The organism is Shinella zoogloeoides, assembly GCF_033705735.1.
In the GTDB taxonomy this organism is placed as follows: Bacteria; Pseudomonadota; Alphaproteobacteria; order Rhizobiales; family Rhizobiaceae; genus Shinella; species Shinella zoogloeoides_A.
Genome location: NZ_CP131130.1, coordinates 1,616,477 through 1,631,573, shown reverse-complemented (window position 1 = coordinate 1,631,573; position 15,097 = coordinate 1,616,477). Strand labels below are relative to the sequence as shown.

The following is a 15,097-nucleotide window of genomic DNA, read 5'->3' as shown; positions in this document are numbered from 1 at the left end:
CGGCAAAAAGCCCCAATGGCGTGAATTGAGAGCCCCGCATGCCCGTCCCAAGGGTATGCTGCAGGCACGGTGAGAGCGGGATATCGGAATGGGTCAGGCACCAATCGAGAAGAAGACGGGCATCAGCCACCTGTTCGCGGCGGCGAGCTATTCGGCGGCCGGCGCGCGCCGCCTGCTCGGCGAATCGGCCTTCCGGCACGAGCTGATCGCCTTCGTCGTCGCCATGGCGATCTTCGCCGTCGTCGGCGCGTCGTTCTTCCAGTATGTGGCGATGGCGATCCTCTTCCTGCTGATGGTCGCCTTCGAGGCGCTCAACACCGCCATCGAGGAAATCGTCGACCGGGTGTCGCCGGAGATTTCCGAGATGGGCAAGCATTCGAAGGACCTCGGCTCCTTCGCCGTCTTCTGCCTCATCATCGCCAATGCCGGCTATGCCGGGTATGTGGTGGTGTCCCAGTTCATCTGAACCTGGCCGACGCCTCAGGCGAAGCTCTTCCTGCGCGGGGTGACGGGCTGGGTCTCGCTGACGGCGGGCAGGCTCTGGAGGACGCGCTTGGCAGGCAGGATGGCGATGGCCTCGGTGCCCTCTCGCAGCCGGGATTTCAGGATGAATTCGCCGTTGTGCTTGGCGAGGATCGCCTGGACGATGGGCAGGCCGAGGCCGGTGCCCTGTTCGGCGCTCTTGATGGCGATGGAGCCCTGGCCGAAGGCGGAGAGGACCACGGGAATCTCGTCTTCCGGGATGCCGGGGCCGTTGTCCCTGATGGAGACATACTGGCCGCCGCCGGCCGTCCAGCCGGCCTTGACGACGACTTCGCCGCCCTGCGGCGTGAACTTCACGGCGTTCGACAGGAGGTTCAGGATGACCTGGCGCAGCGCCTTCTCGTCCGCCCAGACCGCCGGCATGCCGCTCTCGACCTGCTCGGAGATGGTGATGTTCTTGGCGCGGGCGCGCAGCTGCACCATGCCGATGCAATCCTCGGCGATATCGACGAGCGCCACCGAATCCTCCGCGAGGTCGTACTTGCCCGCCTCGATGCGCGAGAGGTCGAGGATCTCGTTGATGAGGTTGAGCAGGTGCTGGCCGGAGCGGTGGATGTCGGAGGTGTATTCCTTGTAGACCGGGTTGTTGAGCGGCCCGAGCACTTCCGTCGACATGACCTCGGAGAAGCCGAGGATGGCGTTGAGCGGGGTGCGCAGCTCATGTGACATGGAGGCGAGGAAGCGGGATTTCGCAAGGTTCGCCTCCTCGGCGCGGCGGCGCGCCTCGTCGGACATGGACTTGGCGACCTCCAGCTCGGCGATGAGGTCGTCCTTCTCCGATTGCGAGGAGAGGAGCTGCGCGCTGGTGTGGCGCAGGCGGTGCGTCATGAAGACGAGGAAGGCGAGGGCGGCGGCGACGATGGCCGTCATGCCGACGGTCGAGGGATCGGGGCGCAGCAGCGAGGAGGCCGACAGCGCGATGACCGTGGGCATGAAGGCACACAGAATCGCATGGCGCAGCATGAGCGTGCTCATGGCGGTGACGGCGAGCGCCACCAGCAGCGAGGAGCCCTTGTAGAAATCGAAGGCGACGCCGGAGCAGCGTCCGCAGGTCTGCAGCGCGAAGGTCGCCCAGGCAAGGCCCATGAGGACCTGCGCGAGAAGGAAGCGGCGCTGCCAGCGGCGCACGTTCTCGCCGGTGATGTCGTGCCGGCGTGCGCGGCGCGCGACGAGCATGCCGATGGCGTGGACGCTGAGCGCCAAGACGGCCCAGGCGAGAAGGCCGATCTCCTGCGTGAGGTAGATGCCGCCGGCCGCGATCAGCACCACGACGACCGGGATGGCGAGCGCGCCCTGCACGGTCGCGCTGATGTGGAGCTGCATCATCTCGCGGTCGAAGCCCGGCGAATTGCCCGTTGCCGTCTGCAACCGCTCGCGAGTCGCGCGGACAGCCCGCGAGACAGCCTTGTTACGATGGCTGCGCGACTTGTCGACGATGATCTTGTCGGTCGAGGTACTGACGCCGGTACTCATCACGGTTGCAACTGTTGCGGACAGCATTGAATTCTAGGGTGGAATCCTTAAGAAGATGCTGCCGCGCATAAACCATTTGCGAACCATTTCGGCATTTTCCGTGACATGCGTTCGGCCATGTTCCGGCATAGGACCGATGTCGGGAATCAGGATAGGAATACGGTCCATGGGACTTTCCAGGCGGGGACGCGATGTCGGCGTGGCGGTTGCGTTTCTGGCGCTGACGGCGCTGGTCGTCTTGCGGGTCGGCGGCGAGAGCGGCGGGACGATCACCGGCACGGCGCGGGCGGCGGACGGCGACACGCTGACGCTGGAGGGCCATCGCATCCGCCTCCTCGGTTTCGATGCGCCGGAGCTCATGCAGATGTGCAAAAGGGACGGCGCGGAATGGCGCTGCGGCGTTGCCGCGCGCTCGCGCATGGCGGAGATGCTGCGCGCCGGGCCGATCACCTGCCGCACGCAGGCCACTGACAAGTACGAGCGATGGCTGGCGCGCTGCACCGGCGCCGACGGCGCCGATCTCGGCGAGCGCATGGTGCGGGAGGGGCTTGCCGTCGCCTATGGTGGTTATGAGGGCGAGGAGCGGCTCGCCAAGGCCGAGCGCAAGGGGCTCTGGGGCTCGCAGTTCGACGTTCCACAGGAGTGGCGGCGGATGAACGGTCGGCCGCAGGAGGGACGGCATATGGCAGAGCCCGGCCTGTTCGGCGATATTCTGGAAGCATTGGGACTGAACTGATGGACGCAGACGGACGGGAACGCGATCTGGCGGCGCTTGCCGCCGCCATTGCGGCCTGTCGGCTCTGTCGCGACACGCCCGCGAAGGCCGGCAATCCGCTGCCGCACGAGCCGCGGCCGGTCGCGGTGCTTTCCGAAAGCGCCCGCATCCTGATCGCCGGGCAGGCGCCGGGGCTGCGGGTGCACGAAAGCGGCCTGCCGTTCAACGACGCATCGGGCGACCGGCTGCGCAGCTGGATGGGCGTCACCCGCGAGGATTTCTACGATCCGCGGAAATTCGCCATCGTGCCGATGGGCTTCTGCTTTCCCGGCTACGACGCTCATGGCAGCGACCTGCCGCCGCGGCGGGAATGCGCGCCGCTGTGGCGCTCGCGCGCGATGGCGGCCATGCCGCAGGTCGAGCTGGTGCTGGCAATCGGCCAGTATGCGCAGTCCTGGCATCTCGGCGCGGCGAAGGCCGCCAGCATGACGGAGACGGTGCGCGACTGGCGTCGGCATCTCCACCGCAACGCGGGGCCGGCCGTGCTGCCGCTGCCGCATCCGAGCTGGCGCAACACGGCCTGGCTCAAGCGCAATCCCTGGTTCGAGGAAGAGGTGCTGCCCGAGCTGCGAAAGCGGGTGAAAACGCTGGCGGGTTGAAATGTAATTCTTCCCATCCGGCCTTATTTGGGTGTATGAGGGAATTAATTTTCATAGGGGGACACAATGGACCGTCTGGACCGCAAGATCCTGCGCCTGCTACAGGAAGATTCAACGCTCGCGGTGGCGGACCTCGCCAAGAAGGTGGGGCTTTCCACCACGCCCTGCTGGCGGCGCATCCAGAAGATGGAAGAGGACGGCGTGATCCGCAAGCGCGTCGCGCTGCTCGATCCCGTCAAGATCAACACCAAGGTCACCGTCTTCGTCTCGATCCGCACCAATTCGCATTCGACGGAATGGCTGAAGCGCTTCTCCGAGGTGATCGTCGAGTTCCCGGAAGTCGTCGAGTTCTACCGCATGAGCGGCGAGGTGGATTACCTGCTGCGCGTCGTCGTGCCCGACATCGCGGCCTATGACGCCTTCTACAAGCGCATGATCGCCCGCATCGAGATCCGCGACGTCTCCTCCGCCTTCGCCATGGAGCAGATCAAGTACACGACCGAGCTTCCGCTCGACTACATGGCCGTGGACAACCAGAAGAGCGGCGAGGAATAGGCATCGCTCACAGGTCGTCCGGCGGCGGCCTGAAGGTGACGAGAAGCGTCTTCCACGTCGCATAGGGCGCAAGCTCGGCCAATCCCTTGAAGGGGGCGCAGCGGACGACGGCGCGCACCGCGCTCGCGGCAAAAGCCTTCGTCGCCGGACCACCGGCGACGGGGCCATCGATCGTCGGCGACCCGTCGAGTTCACCGGATTCGGTCAGCGAGACCTTCACGCGCACCGTAGCATCGACCGGCGTATCGGCCGGGAGCGACCAGCACCGGGCGATCTGCCGGTGCAGCGTCGTGGCCAGCGCCGCCGTCGCGTCCTCGGCCCTCGCCGGTGCGGAGAGGGCGAGGGCGGCCAAAGCGACGAGGGCTGTGCGGCGCAGCACCCTATTTCCTTTCGAGCCGCGCCAGCAGGGAAGACGTGTCCCAGCGGTTGCCGCCCATGTCCTGCACGTCGCCGTAGAACTGGTCGACGAGGGCGGTGACGGGCAGCTTGGCGCCGTTGCGGCGGGCTTCGGACAGCACGATGTCGAGGTCCTTGCGCATCCAGTCGATGGCGAACCCGAAATCGTACTTGCCGGCGTTCATCGTCTTGTGGCGGTTCTCCATCTGCCAGGAGCCGGCGGCGCCCTTGGAGATCACCTCCACGACTTTCTCGATGTCGAGGCCGGCCTTCTTGCCGAAGTGGATGCCCTCGGCGAGGCCCTGCACGAGGCCGGCGATGCAGATCTGGTTGATCATCTTGGTGAGCTGGCCGGCGCCGGCCGGGCCCATCAGGCCGACCATGCGGGCATAGGCGTCGATGACGGGCCGGGCCTTTTCGAAGGTCGCCTCGTCGCCGCCGCACATGACGGTGAGCACGCCATTCTCGGCGCCGGCCTGGCCGCCGGAGACGGGGGCGTCGATGAAGCCGCAGCCCTTTTCCTTCGCGGCGGCGTCGAGCTCGCGGGCGACTTCGGCGGAGGCAGTGGTGTTGTCGATGAGGATCGCGCCCGGCTTCATGCCTTCGAGGACGCCGTCCTTGCCGATCGTCACCGAGCGCAGGTCGTCGTCGTTGCCGACGCAGGTGAAGACGAAATCGGCGTCCTTCGCCGCTTCCGCCGGCGTGCGGAACGCCTTGCCGCCGAATTCGGCCGCCCATTTCTCCGCCTTGGCGAAGGTGCGGTTGTAGACCGCCACCTCATGGCCTCCCTTGACCTTCAGATGGCCTGCCATGGGATAGCCCATGACGCCGAGACCGATGAATGCAACCTTTGCCATGTCGTAACCTCCTGCAATTGCTGGCAGGTGGTGTAGCGGATGATCGATTTCGGCGAAAGTGTTTCTCGCAAAAGGTGATGGTGCGGGCGTGGATGGATCCTCGGGCTCGACCCGAGGATCCATCATCCGCGAAAACCTTCCGGTCAGCCGCGATATTTCGCCAGCACCAGATGGCCGGCAATGGGTTCGCCTTCCTCCAGGCGCACGGTGATGTCCGTGATCTCGACGAGGTCGAAGCCGGTTTCGTCGAGGCGCTGGCGGACATAGCCGGCGGAATGGGCGAAGCGCTGGTGCGGGCCGACCATGAAGGGGCGGCCGGCGAAGGTGTCTTCGGGCAGCGTCTCGGAGGAGAAGATGAAATGGCCGCCCGGCACGAGATTCTCGGCGGCACCGAAGAACAGCGGCTCCAGCGCGCCGAGATAGGGCAGCACGTCGGTCGCGGTGATGAGATCGAAGGGCTCGTCCTCGTTGTCGTCGAGGAAATCGACGGCCTCGGCGACATAGAGCGTCTCGTAGAGGTCCTTGTCGTGGGCGACCTCGACCATGTTCTCCGAGAGGTCGACGCCGGTGATGTCCTCGGCCATATCGCGCAGTGCCCCGCCGGTGAGGCCCGTACCGCAGCCGAGGTCCAGGACGCGCTTGAACGGTCCGAGCTCTAGCGCCTGGAAGCGCTGGCGCACGAGGAGCGGCACGCAATAGCCGAGCTGGTCGACGAGGACGTTGTCGAAGACCTCGGCATGCTGGTCGAAGAGCGTGGTGACATAGGCGTCGGGCGCCTTTTCGGGCGTATCGCCGCGGCCCATCGAGGCAAGGCGCACGGCCGCTCCGCCATGGTCTTCCGGGTCGAGCGCCAGCACCTCGGCATAGGCCTTCGCGGCGGCGTCGAAATCGCCGGACTTCTCCAGCGAAAGGGCGCGGTTGTAGGCTTCCGCGAGCGCGTCTTCGTCGATCTTCTTCATGCGGCGTCTCTTACGGTCCGGTGCGGGCTTTGGCAATGAAGGATGCGCGGGCAAATAAGCATTTATCAATCAACGAAAGAGGCGCATGATCGCTCCCAAGACCAAAAAGACCATTGGGAGGAATGACATGCCCGCCGATATGCCCCTCACGTCGCTCTCCACCGATGCCAAGCGTTCCGCCAGTCCGGGCCTGCCGTCGACGCCGATGGAGACGATCAACACCATGGTGCACTACTACCGTGGCGAGCTCGGCCGCATGGCCGGCTGGCGCGACCGCATCGACCGGACCTCGAACTGGGCGATCACGGTGGTCGCGGCGCTGCTTTCGGTGTCGCTGTCGACGCCCAACGCGCATCACGGCGTGCTGCTCTTCGCCATGCTGCTGGTGACGCTGCTGCTCCTTATCGAGGCGCGGCGCTACCGCTTCTTCGACGTCTACCGGGCGCGGGTGCGCCAGCTCGAGCGGTTCTATTTCGCCGAAATCCTCAATCCGCGCGACCAGCTCGCCCTCGACTGGGCGGCGCCCATCGCAAAGAGCCTGCGCAAGCCGGAATTCTTGATCAGCTACCGGGATGCCGCGTGCCGGCGGCTGCGGCGCAACTATTGCTGGATGTATCTCATCCTGCTGCTTGCCTGGGGGCTGAAGATCTCGTCCTCGGCCCTGCAGCGGCCGGCGACGGCGGGCCGGGACATGTCGCTCGCCGTCGAGCATGTGGTGGGCAATGCGGCGCTCGGGCCGGTGCCCGGCGGCGTGGTGATCGCGCTGGTGATGATCTTCTACGTCGCCATCGCCTATTTCTCGCTCAAGGTGGATATGTCCGACAGCGAGCTGGCGCACGGTTCGGTGCATGTCTGAGCGCAGACCGCTTCAGTTGATGACGAATTCTCCCTTCAGCGCGCGCCATTCCGTCGCCGAGATCAGGCGGCGGTGGACGTAGCTGACAGAGTGGATGGGGCCGTCCAGCTTCTCCTGCCAGAATTTCAGGAAGCTCTTCATCTCCGGGAAATCCGGGGCGAGATCGTAGTGCTGCCAGATGTAAGTTTGCAGGAACTGCCGGTGGTCCGGCATGCGGTAGAGGATCTGGGCCGTGGTCATGCCGTAGCCCCTGAGTTGCAGTGCCATGTCGTCGGTCATAACGGACCTCATTGCTTGCGAATGATGGTCCTTATGAGTGTGCGCCGGCATGATTAACCGGACCTTAAAATCTGCGTCGTAACGGGAATAATTCCGTGAAAACAAAATCTTGGCAGCGCTCATCATCGAGTGCTGCCAAGATGTTCAGCGCTTGAGGTGGCGCGTCAGGCGGGCTTCCAGCCAGGCCCAGACATTGCGCAGCAGCTCCACGATGATGAGGTAGAGCAGCGCCGCCCAGAGATAGGCCTGGTAGTCGAAGGTGCGCGAGAAAGCGCGGCGGGTCTCGCCCATCAGGTCGAAAACCGTGACGATGGCGACGATGGCCGAGCCCTTGATCATCAGAATGATCTCGTTGCCGTAGGGGCGCAGCGCCACGATGAGCGCCTGCGGCAGGATGACCTTGAAGAAGGCGACCTTCTTCGGCAGGCCGAGGGCGGCGGCGCCCTCGTGCTGGCCGCGCGCGACGCTCTCGATCGCCCCGCGCAGGATCTCGGCCTGGTAGGCGGCGGTGTTGAGGGTGAAGGTCAGCAGCGCGCAGTTCCACGCATCGCGGAAGAACCACCAGAGCCCCCAGGCCTTCAGCTCGGCCGAGAAGCTGCCGAGGCCGTAATAGACGAGGAAGAGCTGCGTCAGCAGCGGCGTGCCGCGGAAGAAGTAGACATAGCCATAGGCGAGCCAGGACAGGGCCTTGTTCTTCGACATGCGCGCGAAGGCGATGGGCAGCGAGAGCAGGCCGCCGAGCACGATGGAAAGGCTGACGAGCAGCAGCGTCACGCCGAGGCCGGAAATGTAGTTCGGGCCGTATTTGGTGAATTTCTCCGGATCCCAGCCCTCGACCATCATCATGAAGATGCCGACGGTGAGCGCCAGCCAGACGCCGAGGAAGACGTTGCCGAAGAAGCGGCCGGCGGTGAAGGGCTTGGGCGGCGCCGGGGGCGGGGCCTGCGGCGGCAGGAGGGTGGTGACGTGGCTCATCGCGCGGCCTCCGAACGCTTGGCCCAGCTCTCGATCCACGAGAAGATCAGCGAGGAGAGGAAGGCGAGGATGAGGAAGAGCAGGCAGGCGATGGCGTAGAACTCGAAGGCCTGCTTGGTCACGCGTGCGGCGACGCTGGTCTGGCGCAGGATATCGGGAAGGCCGACGACCGAGACGAGGGCGGTATCCTTGAGCAGTGCCATCCAGAGATTGCCGAGGCCGGGCAGGGCGACGCGGATGAGCTGCGGCAGGACGATGAGCTGCATGGTGCGTCCGTGATGCAGGCCGAGCGCATAGCCTGCCTCGTACTGGCCGCGCGGAATGGCCTTGAAGGCCGAGAGCAGCACTTCCGAGCAATAGGCGGAGAAGACGACGCCGAGCGCCACCATGCCGGCGGCGAAGGCGTTGATCTCGACCGTGCCCTGATAACCGATGGCGGTCATGAGGTTCTGCACGAGGATCTGCAGGCCGTAATAGACGATGAACAGCGTCAGCAGTTCCGGCAGGCCGCGGAAGAGCGTGGTGTAGATGTCTGCCGCGAGGCGCAGCGACTTTTCTTCCGACTGCTTGGCAAGCGCGATGAAGAAGCCCATGGCGAGACCGACGGGCAGGGTGGCGACGGCAAGCGCTCCGGTGACCAGGAAGCCGAAGGCGATTTCGTCGCCCCAGCCGGCATCGCCGCATGCCAGCAGCGTGTTACCCGCGAACAGTTTGAAGATGCCGACCGGCCCGCAGAGAGGATCTATGATCCCGAAAAACGCGTATACCGCCTCGACAATGGCGGTGAAGAACCCGCTCATGCCAAAATCCCCCGATGCGCTTTGCGCTTGTCTTTAAGGCGTTTTCCACGCCCCGTCTTTTGTTCGTAGCGACGCCGTTTCGGTCGCGAAACCCCGTCTATCCTCGACTTCTCAAACAAATACGGCAGGAGAGCAAGCCCTCCCGCCGCTGCATTCTCGTGATGGGGTCAGAAAAAACCCGCATGAAGAGAAAGATGTTGCCTATCACTCACCGTAGACGTCGAACGGGAAGTACTTGGCGTTGATTTCCTGGTACTTGCCGTTGGCGCGGATCGCGGCGATCGCCGCCGTGAACTTGTCGGCGAGCGGATCGCCCTTGCGCACGGCCGCGCCCACGCCGTTGCCGTTGATGACGGGATCGACCGGCAGGGTGCCGAGCAGCTTGCAGCAGGCGCCGTCTTCGGTCTTCAGCCATTCGGAGAGAATCACGACGTCGTCGATGGCCGCATCGATACGGCCGTTGGCGATGTCGAGCTTGTATTCGTCAGCCGTGGGGTAGAGCTTGAGCTCGGCATCCTTCATATGCGCTTCGGCATAGTTGGCGTGGGTCGTGGAACCCTGTGCGCCGAGCGTCTTGCCGGCAAGCGATTCGGCCGAGGCGTCCTTGATGTCGGAATCCTTCGGCACGACGATGGCCGGCGGCGTGTTGTAGTACTTCTTGGAGAAGTCGACCTTTTCCTTGCGCTCGTCGGTGATCGACATGGAGGCGAAGATCGCGTCGAACTTCTTTGCGATCAGCGCGGGGATCATGCCGTCCCAGTCCTGCGTGACGAAGGTGCAGTCCGCCTTCATCTCCTCGCAGAGGGCCTTGGCGATGTCGACGTCGAAGCCGGTCAGCGTGCCGTCGGATTCGAGATTGTTGAAGGGCGGGTAGGCGCCTTCCGTGGCGATCACGATCTTCTCGCCCTCCGCCATCGCGGCAGACGAGGCGAACAGCGCGATGACGGCGGCGGAGGCTGCCAGCGTGAAACGTTTGGAAATACGCATTTTAATCCTCTCAGTTGAAGGCGCTCGGGTTCTTCTTTTTGTCCGGGCCTTAAGTCCAGCGGGCAGGACTGCCCGCTTGGGCCGGATAATCGACCCGTTTTCGCCAAAAAATCAACTGGTTTTCCGCCGTCATTCCGCCCCGTTTCCCCGACAATTTCTGCGCCCGCCTCTGGTTCGGCGGAAGGCGCGACCTATCTCGCCGGTCAACAGGAGGTTGTTCAGCGGGCATTCAGGCGCCTCTGATTACGCCTTTTCAGGACAACGGCGATTTGCCGACCGGCCGCAGAAGCCGGCCGGTCGCTCTCGAAACAACAGACGGGACACCGTGAGGACAGAACGATGACTTTTCGCTCAAGACTTTTTGCAACCGTGGCGCTTCCGCTGCTTTCGGCATCGCTGATCGCCACGCCCTCGCTGGCCGATGCCCTGTCGAAGCCCTTCGAGGTTGCTCAGGAAAGCTCCGATGAAGGCCAGCCGAGCGAGGACGAACTGCTGCTGAAGCAGCAGCAGGAGGAACAGCGCCAGGCAGAGGAACAACAGCGTCAGGCTGAAGAGCAGCAGCGTCAGGCCGAGGAACAGCAGAAGGCTGCCGAGGATCAGCAGCGCGCGGCCGAACAGGAAGCCCAGCGTCAGGCCGAGGAGCAGAAGGCCGCCGAGGAAAGTGCCCAGCCGGCCGCCGAGGAAGAGCAGCCCCGCACCCAGAAGGAGCGCAAGGGCAAGAAGCGGCACCAGCAGGAACAGCAGAGCGAAGAGCAGCAGCCTGCCGAGGAGCAGAACGCGGTCGGTGAGGACACCCAGCGTCAGGCTGAGGATCAGCAGCGCGCTGCCGAGGAAAGCGCCCAGCCTGCCGAAGAAGAGCAGCAGCGCCCGAAGAAGGAGCGCAAGGGCAAGAAGCACCAGCAGCAGCAGGAGCAGCAGCAGACCGAGGAGCAGCAGCCCGCCGAAGAGCAGAATGCGGACACCCCGCGTCAGGCCGAGGAGCAGAAGGCCGGTGAGGAAAGCGCCCAGCCGGCCGAGGAGCAGCAGCCCTCGCAGAAGGAACGCAAGGGCAAGAAGCGGCACCAGCAGGAGCAGCAGCAGACCGAAGGGCAGCAGCCGACCGAGGAACAGCCGGCAATGACCGGCGAGGGCACGCCTGCCGAAACGGAAGGGCAGCCTTCGACCGCCGAACAGCCGATGGACGCGGAACAGCAGCCGGCCACCGCCGAGGGCGGCGAGGCATCCGGCGAGAAGAAGGCTCCGGCCGTCGTCGAGACCCTTTCCGAGGAGCAGAAGCAGGAAATCGCCGCTGACCCGAGCAAGACCGACGAAACCGTCGTCCTGCCGGTCGAAAACGGTGCCGCCGTGCTGGACAGCGACAAGGACGCCGACAATGCCGGCGGCCAGAAGAGCCGCGACCAGCGCCGCAAGAAGCGCGAGGAACTGCGTGCCGAGGAAGAGGCGGCTCCCATGCCGGAATCTGACGTCTCGGCTCAGGCTCCCATCTCGGACGAGGTGCGTGAGGCCCTGCCGCAGCGAATCGACGCCGCGATCAAGGAAAAGGGCGAGCGCCTCGACGCCGCGCCTGTCTTCGAAGTCCCGCAGACGACCAATGTCATCAACAATACCGTGATCAACAACACGGTCGTGAACAACACCGTCAACAACAACACGGTGAACAACAATGTCACGCATGTGAACGTGGTGGAGAAGGTCGACAACCGCATGGTTCTGTCGATCGGCAACCAGCTCGTCGTGCGTGGCGATGACCGGGAACGCCTGCGGCACGATTCGGAAGAGGTCTATTACGACAACCTCGCGCGCGGCCGTGTCCGTGAAACCATCGTGCGTCCGGGCGGCGTGCGGCTGGTGACGATCTACAACCGCTACGGCGACATCATCCAGCGTTCGCGCATCGGCCGCGACGGCGACGAGCACATCCTCGTCTATGCGCCCGACCTCGGCGACGATGCGCCGCGGCCCGATTTCGTCGATGTCGGCTACGAGCTGCCGCCGATGCGCTTGCGCATTCCGGTTCGCGACTACATCATCGACACGTCCAGCGATCCGGACCGCGACTATTACGACTTCCTCGCCGAGCCGCCGGTCGAGCGCGTCGAGCGCGTCTACACGATCGACGAGGTGAAGCACTCGGCCCGCCTGCGCGACAAGGTGCGCCGTATCGACCTCGATACGATCACCTTCGCCACCGGCAGCGCCGAAGTGCCGATGTCGCAGGCCCGTACCTTGCGCAAGGTCGCCGACGCCATGCAGAAGGTGCTGGACAAGGATGCGGGCGAGACCTTCCTCATCGAAGGCCATACGGATGCGGTGGGTTCGGACAAGTCGAACCTCATCCTCTCCGACGAACGCGCCGAATCCGTCGCGAGCCTGCTCACCGACGTCTATGGCATCCCGCCGGAAAACCTGCAGACGCAGGGCTATGGCGAACGCTTCCTGAAGGTTCGCACCCAGTCCGCAGAACAGCAGAACCGCCGCGTCACCATCCGTCGCGTCACGACGCTGGTCCGTCCGGTCGCGCAGAACTGATCGCAGGCATGAACGGAGAAGGCCGCGGGAGAAATCCCGCGGCCTTTTTCATGTCCGGCGGTCAGGCAAGGCCGGTGAGGCGGATGACAAAATCGGCGATGGCCTTCGTGTCGTCGAGGTTGAAGACGGGCAGCGCCGCATCCGGGACCGGATGGTCGGCGGCGATGGCGGCGATATGGGGATCTTCCGGGGCGAGCGGCGTGCGGTTGGCCGCGTCCAGCCGGCGTGCCTCGATCTTCGGGATCGGCTCGCGCTTGTAGCCCTCGATCAGCACGAGGTCGCAGGGGGCGAGGCGGGCGAGGATCTCCTCGAAGGAGGGTTCCGGCGCGCCGCGCAGCTCGTGCATGATGGCATAGCGCGTGCCGGAGACGATGGTGACCTCATGGGCGCCGGCCTGTCGGTGGCGGTAGCTGTCGGCGCCGACCTTGTCGATGTCGAAGTCATGGTGAGCGTGCTTGATGGTCGAGACGCGGTAGCCGCGGGCGACGAGTTCGCTCACAAGGCGGACGGCAAGGCCGGTCTTGCCGGAATTCTTCCAGCCGGCAATGCCGAAGATTTTCGGTCGCGTCATCGTTCCAGTATCCAGAGCCAGTTTTCCGCCGCATCGAGATCGTCCGGCGTATTGATGTTGAAGAAGGGGTCGAAGGCGCCGCGCGGGGTCTCGACCGCCGGGAAGGCGACCTCCCGCGCCTGGTGGCGCTCCAGGTAGCTGCGCACCCGAAGCGCGCCACCGCCGGCCAGCCAGGCGGCAAGATCGTCCATCAGCGCGACGGGCCAGAGGGCGAAAACCGGATGAGGGCCGCTTGCCGAGCTGGCGGCGACGATGCGCTCCGGCCTGTCGACGGCTTCAGCGAGGCGCGCGACGAGATCGGCGGGGAAGAAAGGGCTGTCCGTCGGCACGGTCGCGACGTGGCTCGCTTCGGGATGGAAGCGCCTTGCATGGTCGAGGGCGGCGAGCACGCCGCCGAGCGGGCCGGAGCGGGAGGCGTCGAGATCGGCGAAGACCGGCAGTTCCCCGCCTTCCTCGAAAAGCACGGGGCCGTTGGCATTGACGGCGAGGGCGGAGACTTGCGGGCGCAGCCGCCGGGCGGCGCGATCGATCAGCGAGAGTCCGCCGAGCCGGATGCGCGCCTTGTCCTGCCCCATGCGGGACGACAGGCCGCCGGCCAGGATCACGCCCGGTATCGTCTCGCTCAGTGCCATTTCCTCCCCGCCTTTCCTTTATCCGATCTAGGCCCTGCGGGCTTTGCCCGCAAGTGTTCAGGATGCCACGGGGATTTGCGCTTCGGCCGCGTCGGACCGCCGCCGGTTCTCGCGGTAGAAGGTGTAGAGGCCGGAGGCGACGATGATCGTAATGCCGACCGTCATCCAGGCGTCGGGCAGTTCGGCGAAGAACAGGAAGCCGATGGCGATGGCCCAGACGAGGCTGGTATAGCGGAAGGGCGCGATGAAGGAGATCTCGCCGACGCGCATGGCGCTGACGATTGTCTGGTAGCCGACGAGAAGCAGCACGCTCGCCGCCGCCAGCCGCGCCAGGACATCGGGCGGCATCGGCTGCCAACCGCCCATCGGCACGACGAGCGCCCCGCCAAACAGCGTGATGGCGACGGCCGTCACGGCGCTGATGAAGATGGAGGGCACGTCGCTGCGGATCCTGCGGGTGGAAAGATCGCGCGCGGCGGCGCCGACCACCGAGCCGATGGCGTAGATCGCCGCCATGGAAAAGCCCTCCGGGCCCGGCCGGATGACGACCAGCACGCCGGCAAAGCCCGCGGCGATGGCAAGCCAGCGCCGCCAGCCGACCGTCTCGCCGAGGAACAGCGCCGCGCCCAGCGTGACGGCGAGCGGCAGGGACTGGAGGATGGCGGACGTATTGGCGAGCGGCATGGCGCCGAGAGCCGAGATATAGGTGAGCGAGGCGAATATCTCCGCCGCAAGGCGCAGCGCCACGGCCGGCTGCAACACGATCCGCCAGGAGCCGAGCGCGCTCATGCTCCATGCGATCAGGAGGACCAGCGCGCTGGTCATCAGCCCGCGCACGAAGAGGATTTGGCCGGTATTCATGACATGGGTGACGGATTTGACGAGGGCGTCGTTGCAGGTGAAGGCGGCCATGGCGATGACCATGTAGAGCGCGCCCCGTGCGTTTCCGGAAGTGTTCATGCGGATGATTCCGAGCCTCTGTCGTCTTGTCATAGGCCGAATGGCGCAGCTTATCGACCGGAACAATCAGGGGTAACGGCAAAAGAGGATGCAAAGTCCGGTTTCCGTGCGGCTTGCGCCTGAATTGCTGCCCTCCCGCCGAAGGGTTTCATTAAGCTTCCCCACCTATCGTTGCGTGATCCCGATGAGCGATCGCATGATGCGACGGGTGAGGGCGCGCCGCCTGGTGGAAGATCGGCCGAAGCCCTGACAGCGAGGAGAACGGCCGGGCTCGGCAACGAGTCGAGCGGCCGCTTCGGCTTTGAGGCACCCTGGGAAATCTTGGCTCTCATAAGAAGAACATATTGGGGA

At 65.1% G+C, this 15,097-nt stretch carries 17 protein-coding genes; 6 read left to right on the top strand and 11 right to left on the bottom strand.

Translation table 11 applies throughout. The annotated features are described in order from the left end of the window. Positions 1 to 88: 88 nt before the first annotated feature. On the top strand, positions 89 to 466 hold the full coding sequence (locus ShzoTeo12_RS08355; protein WP_318912172.1) for a diacylglycerol kinase: 378 nt from the start codon (positions 89 to 91) through the stop codon (positions 464 to 466). 14 nt (positions 467 to 480) lie between these two features. On the opposite strand, the gene ShzoTeo12_RS08350 is transcribed toward ShzoTeo12_RS08355, so the two are convergent. Continuing rightward, on the bottom strand, positions 481 to 2,016 hold the full coding sequence (locus ShzoTeo12_RS08350; RefSeq protein WP_318912170.1) for a HAMP domain-containing sensor histidine kinase: 1,536 nt from the start codon (positions 2,014 to 2,016) through the stop codon (positions 481 to 483). A 166-nt stretch (positions 2,017 to 2,182) separates the two neighbouring features. Here ShzoTeo12_RS08350 and ShzoTeo12_RS08345 point away from each other — a divergent pair, with 166 nt between their 5' ends. The 3 genes from ShzoTeo12_RS08345 to ShzoTeo12_RS08335 all read left to right on the top strand — a co-directional run bounded on the left by ShzoTeo12_RS08345 (position 2,183) and on the right by ShzoTeo12_RS08335 (position 3,945). Next, positions 2,183 to 2,752, top strand: a complete 570-nt coding sequence (locus ShzoTeo12_RS08345; protein WP_318912169.1) for a thermonuclease family protein — start codon at positions 2,183 to 2,185, stop codon at positions 2,750 to 2,752. Further along, entirely contained in the window at positions 2,752 to 3,390 is a 639-nt protein-coding gene (locus tag ShzoTeo12_RS08340) for a uracil-DNA glycosylase family protein (protein ID WP_318912168.1), read from the top strand. The genes ShzoTeo12_RS08345 and ShzoTeo12_RS08340 overlap by 1 nt, the downstream gene beginning before the upstream one ends. Positions 3,391 to 3,456: 66 nt before the next feature. Next, positions 3,457 to 3,945, top strand: coding sequence for an Lrp/AsnC family transcriptional regulator (locus tag ShzoTeo12_RS08335; RefSeq protein WP_119256165.1), 489 nt, complete (start codon positions 3,457 to 3,459; stop codon positions 3,943 to 3,945). 7 nt (positions 3,946 to 3,952) lie between these two features. On the opposite strand, the gene ShzoTeo12_RS08330 is transcribed toward ShzoTeo12_RS08335, so the two are convergent. The 3 genes from ShzoTeo12_RS08330 to ShzoTeo12_RS08320 all read right to left on the bottom strand — a co-directional run bounded on the left by ShzoTeo12_RS08330 (position 3,953) and on the right by ShzoTeo12_RS08320 (position 6,157). Beyond that, the gene (locus ShzoTeo12_RS08330; RefSeq protein WP_318912167.1) at positions 3,953 to 4,324 is read right to left on the bottom strand and encodes a hypothetical protein; all 372 of its coding nucleotides are present in this window, start codon (positions 4,322 to 4,324) and stop codon (positions 3,953 to 3,955) included. Between the two features lies 1 nt (position 4,325). After that, a complete protein-coding gene (locus ShzoTeo12_RS08325; protein WP_119256167.1) occupies positions 4,326 to 5,198 on the bottom strand; it encodes an NAD(P)-dependent oxidoreductase in 873 nt (290 codons plus the stop codon). Positions 5,199 to 5,341: 143 nt separating this feature from the next. Further along, entirely contained in the window at positions 5,342 to 6,157 is an 816-nt protein-coding gene (locus ShzoTeo12_RS08320) for a methyltransferase (RefSeq protein ID WP_318912166.1), read from the bottom strand. Between the two features lie 127 nt (positions 6,158 to 6,284). Between ShzoTeo12_RS08320 and ShzoTeo12_RS08315 the strand changes: the two genes are divergently transcribed. Then, positions 6,285 to 7,013 carry a DUF2270 domain-containing protein gene (locus ShzoTeo12_RS08315; protein WP_318912164.1) on the top strand — a complete coding sequence of 243 codons (729 nt, stop codon included), beginning with the start codon at positions 6,285 to 6,287 and terminating at the stop codon, positions 7,011 to 7,013. A gap of 12 nt (positions 7,014 to 7,025) precedes the next feature. On the opposite strand, the gene ShzoTeo12_RS08310 is transcribed toward ShzoTeo12_RS08315, so the two are convergent. The 4 genes from ShzoTeo12_RS08310 to ShzoTeo12_RS08295 all read right to left on the bottom strand — a co-directional run bounded on the left by ShzoTeo12_RS08310 (position 7,026) and on the right by ShzoTeo12_RS08295 (position 10,054). Further along, complete coding sequence (locus ShzoTeo12_RS08310) at positions 7,026 to 7,292, bottom strand: usg protein (protein WP_119256170.1); 267 nt, start codon at positions 7,290 to 7,292, stop codon at positions 7,026 to 7,028. A gap of 144 nt (positions 7,293 to 7,436) precedes the next feature. Next, positions 7,437 to 8,267: an ABC transporter permease gene (locus ShzoTeo12_RS08305; protein ID WP_318912163.1), complete on the bottom strand. Its 831-nt coding sequence runs from the start codon at positions 8,265 to 8,267 to the stop codon at positions 7,437 to 7,439. Beyond that, positions 8,264 to 9,067, bottom strand: a complete 804-nt coding sequence (locus ShzoTeo12_RS08300; RefSeq protein ID WP_119256172.1) for an ABC transporter permease — start codon at positions 9,065 to 9,067, stop codon at positions 8,264 to 8,266. The genes ShzoTeo12_RS08305 and ShzoTeo12_RS08300 overlap by 4 nt, the downstream gene beginning before the upstream one ends. 204 nt (positions 9,068 to 9,271) lie before the next feature. Beyond that, entirely contained in the window at positions 9,272 to 10,054 is a 783-nt protein-coding gene (locus tag ShzoTeo12_RS08295) for an ABC transporter substrate-binding protein (RefSeq protein WP_119256173.1), read from the bottom strand. Between the two features lie 339 nt (positions 10,055 to 10,393). Here ShzoTeo12_RS08295 and ShzoTeo12_RS08290 point away from each other — a divergent pair, with 339 nt between their 5' ends. Beyond that, complete coding sequence (locus ShzoTeo12_RS08290; protein WP_318912160.1) at positions 10,394 to 12,583, top strand: OmpA family protein; 2,190 nt, start codon at positions 10,394 to 10,396, stop codon at positions 12,581 to 12,583. Between the two features lie 61 nt (positions 12,584 to 12,644). Here ShzoTeo12_RS08290 and mobB read toward each other — a convergent pair whose 3' ends face one another. Genes mobB through ShzoTeo12_RS08275 form a run of 3 tightly spaced genes read right to left on the bottom strand, consistent with a single transcriptional unit; the run spans position 12,645 to position 14,746 of the window. Beyond that, positions 12,645 to 13,154 (bottom strand): molybdopterin-guanine dinucleotide biosynthesis protein B, encoded by a 510-nt coding sequence (gene mobB / locus ShzoTeo12_RS08285; RefSeq protein WP_318912158.1) that lies wholly within the window; start codon positions 13,152 to 13,154, stop codon positions 12,645 to 12,647. Next, positions 13,151 to 13,786 carry a molybdenum cofactor guanylyltransferase MobA gene (gene mobA, locus ShzoTeo12_RS08280; protein ID WP_318912156.1) on the bottom strand — a complete coding sequence of 212 codons (636 nt, stop codon included), beginning with the start codon at positions 13,784 to 13,786 and terminating at the stop codon, positions 13,151 to 13,153. The genes mobB and mobA overlap by 4 nt, the downstream gene beginning before the upstream one ends. 57 nt (positions 13,787 to 13,843) lie before the next feature. Next, a complete protein-coding gene (locus ShzoTeo12_RS08275; RefSeq protein WP_318912155.1) occupies positions 13,844 to 14,746 on the bottom strand; it encodes a DMT family transporter in 903 nt (300 codons plus the stop codon). Between the last annotated feature and the right edge of the window lie 351 nt (positions 14,747 to 15,097).

What these genes read in the sequence shown, in the direction of transcription:
- ShzoTeo12_RS08355 (WP_318912172.1), top strand. Translation starts at nt 89, where the DNA reads ATGGGTCAGGCACCAATCGAGAAGAAGACGGGCATCAGCCACCTGTTC.
- ShzoTeo12_RS08350 (WP_318912170.1), bottom strand. Translation starts at nt 2,016, where the DNA reads ATGAGTACCGGCGTCAGTACCTCGACCGACAAGATCATCGTCGACAAG.
- ShzoTeo12_RS08345 (WP_318912169.1), top strand. Translation starts at nt 2,183, where the DNA reads ATGGGACTTTCCAGGCGGGGACGCGATGTCGGCGTGGCGGTTGCGTTT.
- ShzoTeo12_RS08340 (WP_318912168.1), top strand. Translation starts at nt 2,752, where the DNA reads ATGGACGCAGACGGACGGGAACGCGATCTGGCGGCGCTTGCCGCCGCC.
- ShzoTeo12_RS08335 (WP_119256165.1), top strand. Translation starts at nt 3,457, where the DNA reads ATGGACCGTCTGGACCGCAAGATCCTGCGCCTGCTACAGGAAGATTCA.
- ShzoTeo12_RS08325 (WP_119256167.1), bottom strand. Translation starts at nt 5,198, where the DNA reads ATGGCAAAGGTTGCATTCATCGGTCTCGGCGTCATGGGCTATCCCATG.
- ShzoTeo12_RS08320 (WP_318912166.1), bottom strand. Translation starts at nt 6,157, where the DNA reads ATGAAGAAGATCGACGAAGACGCGCTCGCGGAAGCCTACAACCGCGCC.
- ShzoTeo12_RS08315 (WP_318912164.1), top strand. Translation starts at nt 6,285, where the DNA reads ATGCCCGCCGATATGCCCCTCACGTCGCTCTCCACCGATGCCAAGCGT.
- ShzoTeo12_RS08310 (WP_119256170.1), bottom strand. Translation starts at nt 7,292, where the DNA reads ATGACCGACGACATGGCACTGCAACTCAGGGGCTACGGCATGACCACG.
- ShzoTeo12_RS08305 (WP_318912163.1), bottom strand. Translation starts at nt 8,267, where the DNA reads ATGAGCCACGTCACCACCCTCCTGCCGCCGCAGGCCCCGCCCCCGGCG.
- ShzoTeo12_RS08300 (WP_119256172.1), bottom strand. Translation starts at nt 9,067, where the DNA reads ATGAGCGGGTTCTTCACCGCCATTGTCGAGGCGGTATACGCGTTTTTC.
- ShzoTeo12_RS08295 (WP_119256173.1), bottom strand. Translation starts at nt 10,054, where the DNA reads ATGCGTATTTCCAAACGTTTCACGCTGGCAGCCTCCGCCGCCGTCATC.
- ShzoTeo12_RS08290 (WP_318912160.1), top strand. Translation starts at nt 10,394, where the DNA reads ATGACTTTTCGCTCAAGACTTTTTGCAACCGTGGCGCTTCCGCTGCTT.
- mobB (WP_318912158.1), bottom strand. Translation starts at nt 13,154, where the DNA reads ATGACGCGACCGAAAATCTTCGGCATTGCCGGCTGGAAGAATTCCGGC.
- mobA (WP_318912156.1), bottom strand. Translation starts at nt 13,786, where the DNA reads ATGGCACTGAGCGAGACGATACCGGGCGTGATCCTGGCCGGCGGCCTG.
- ShzoTeo12_RS08275 (WP_318912155.1), bottom strand. Translation starts at nt 14,746, where the DNA reads ATGAACACTTCCGGAAACGCACGGGGCGCGCTCTACATGGTCATCGCC.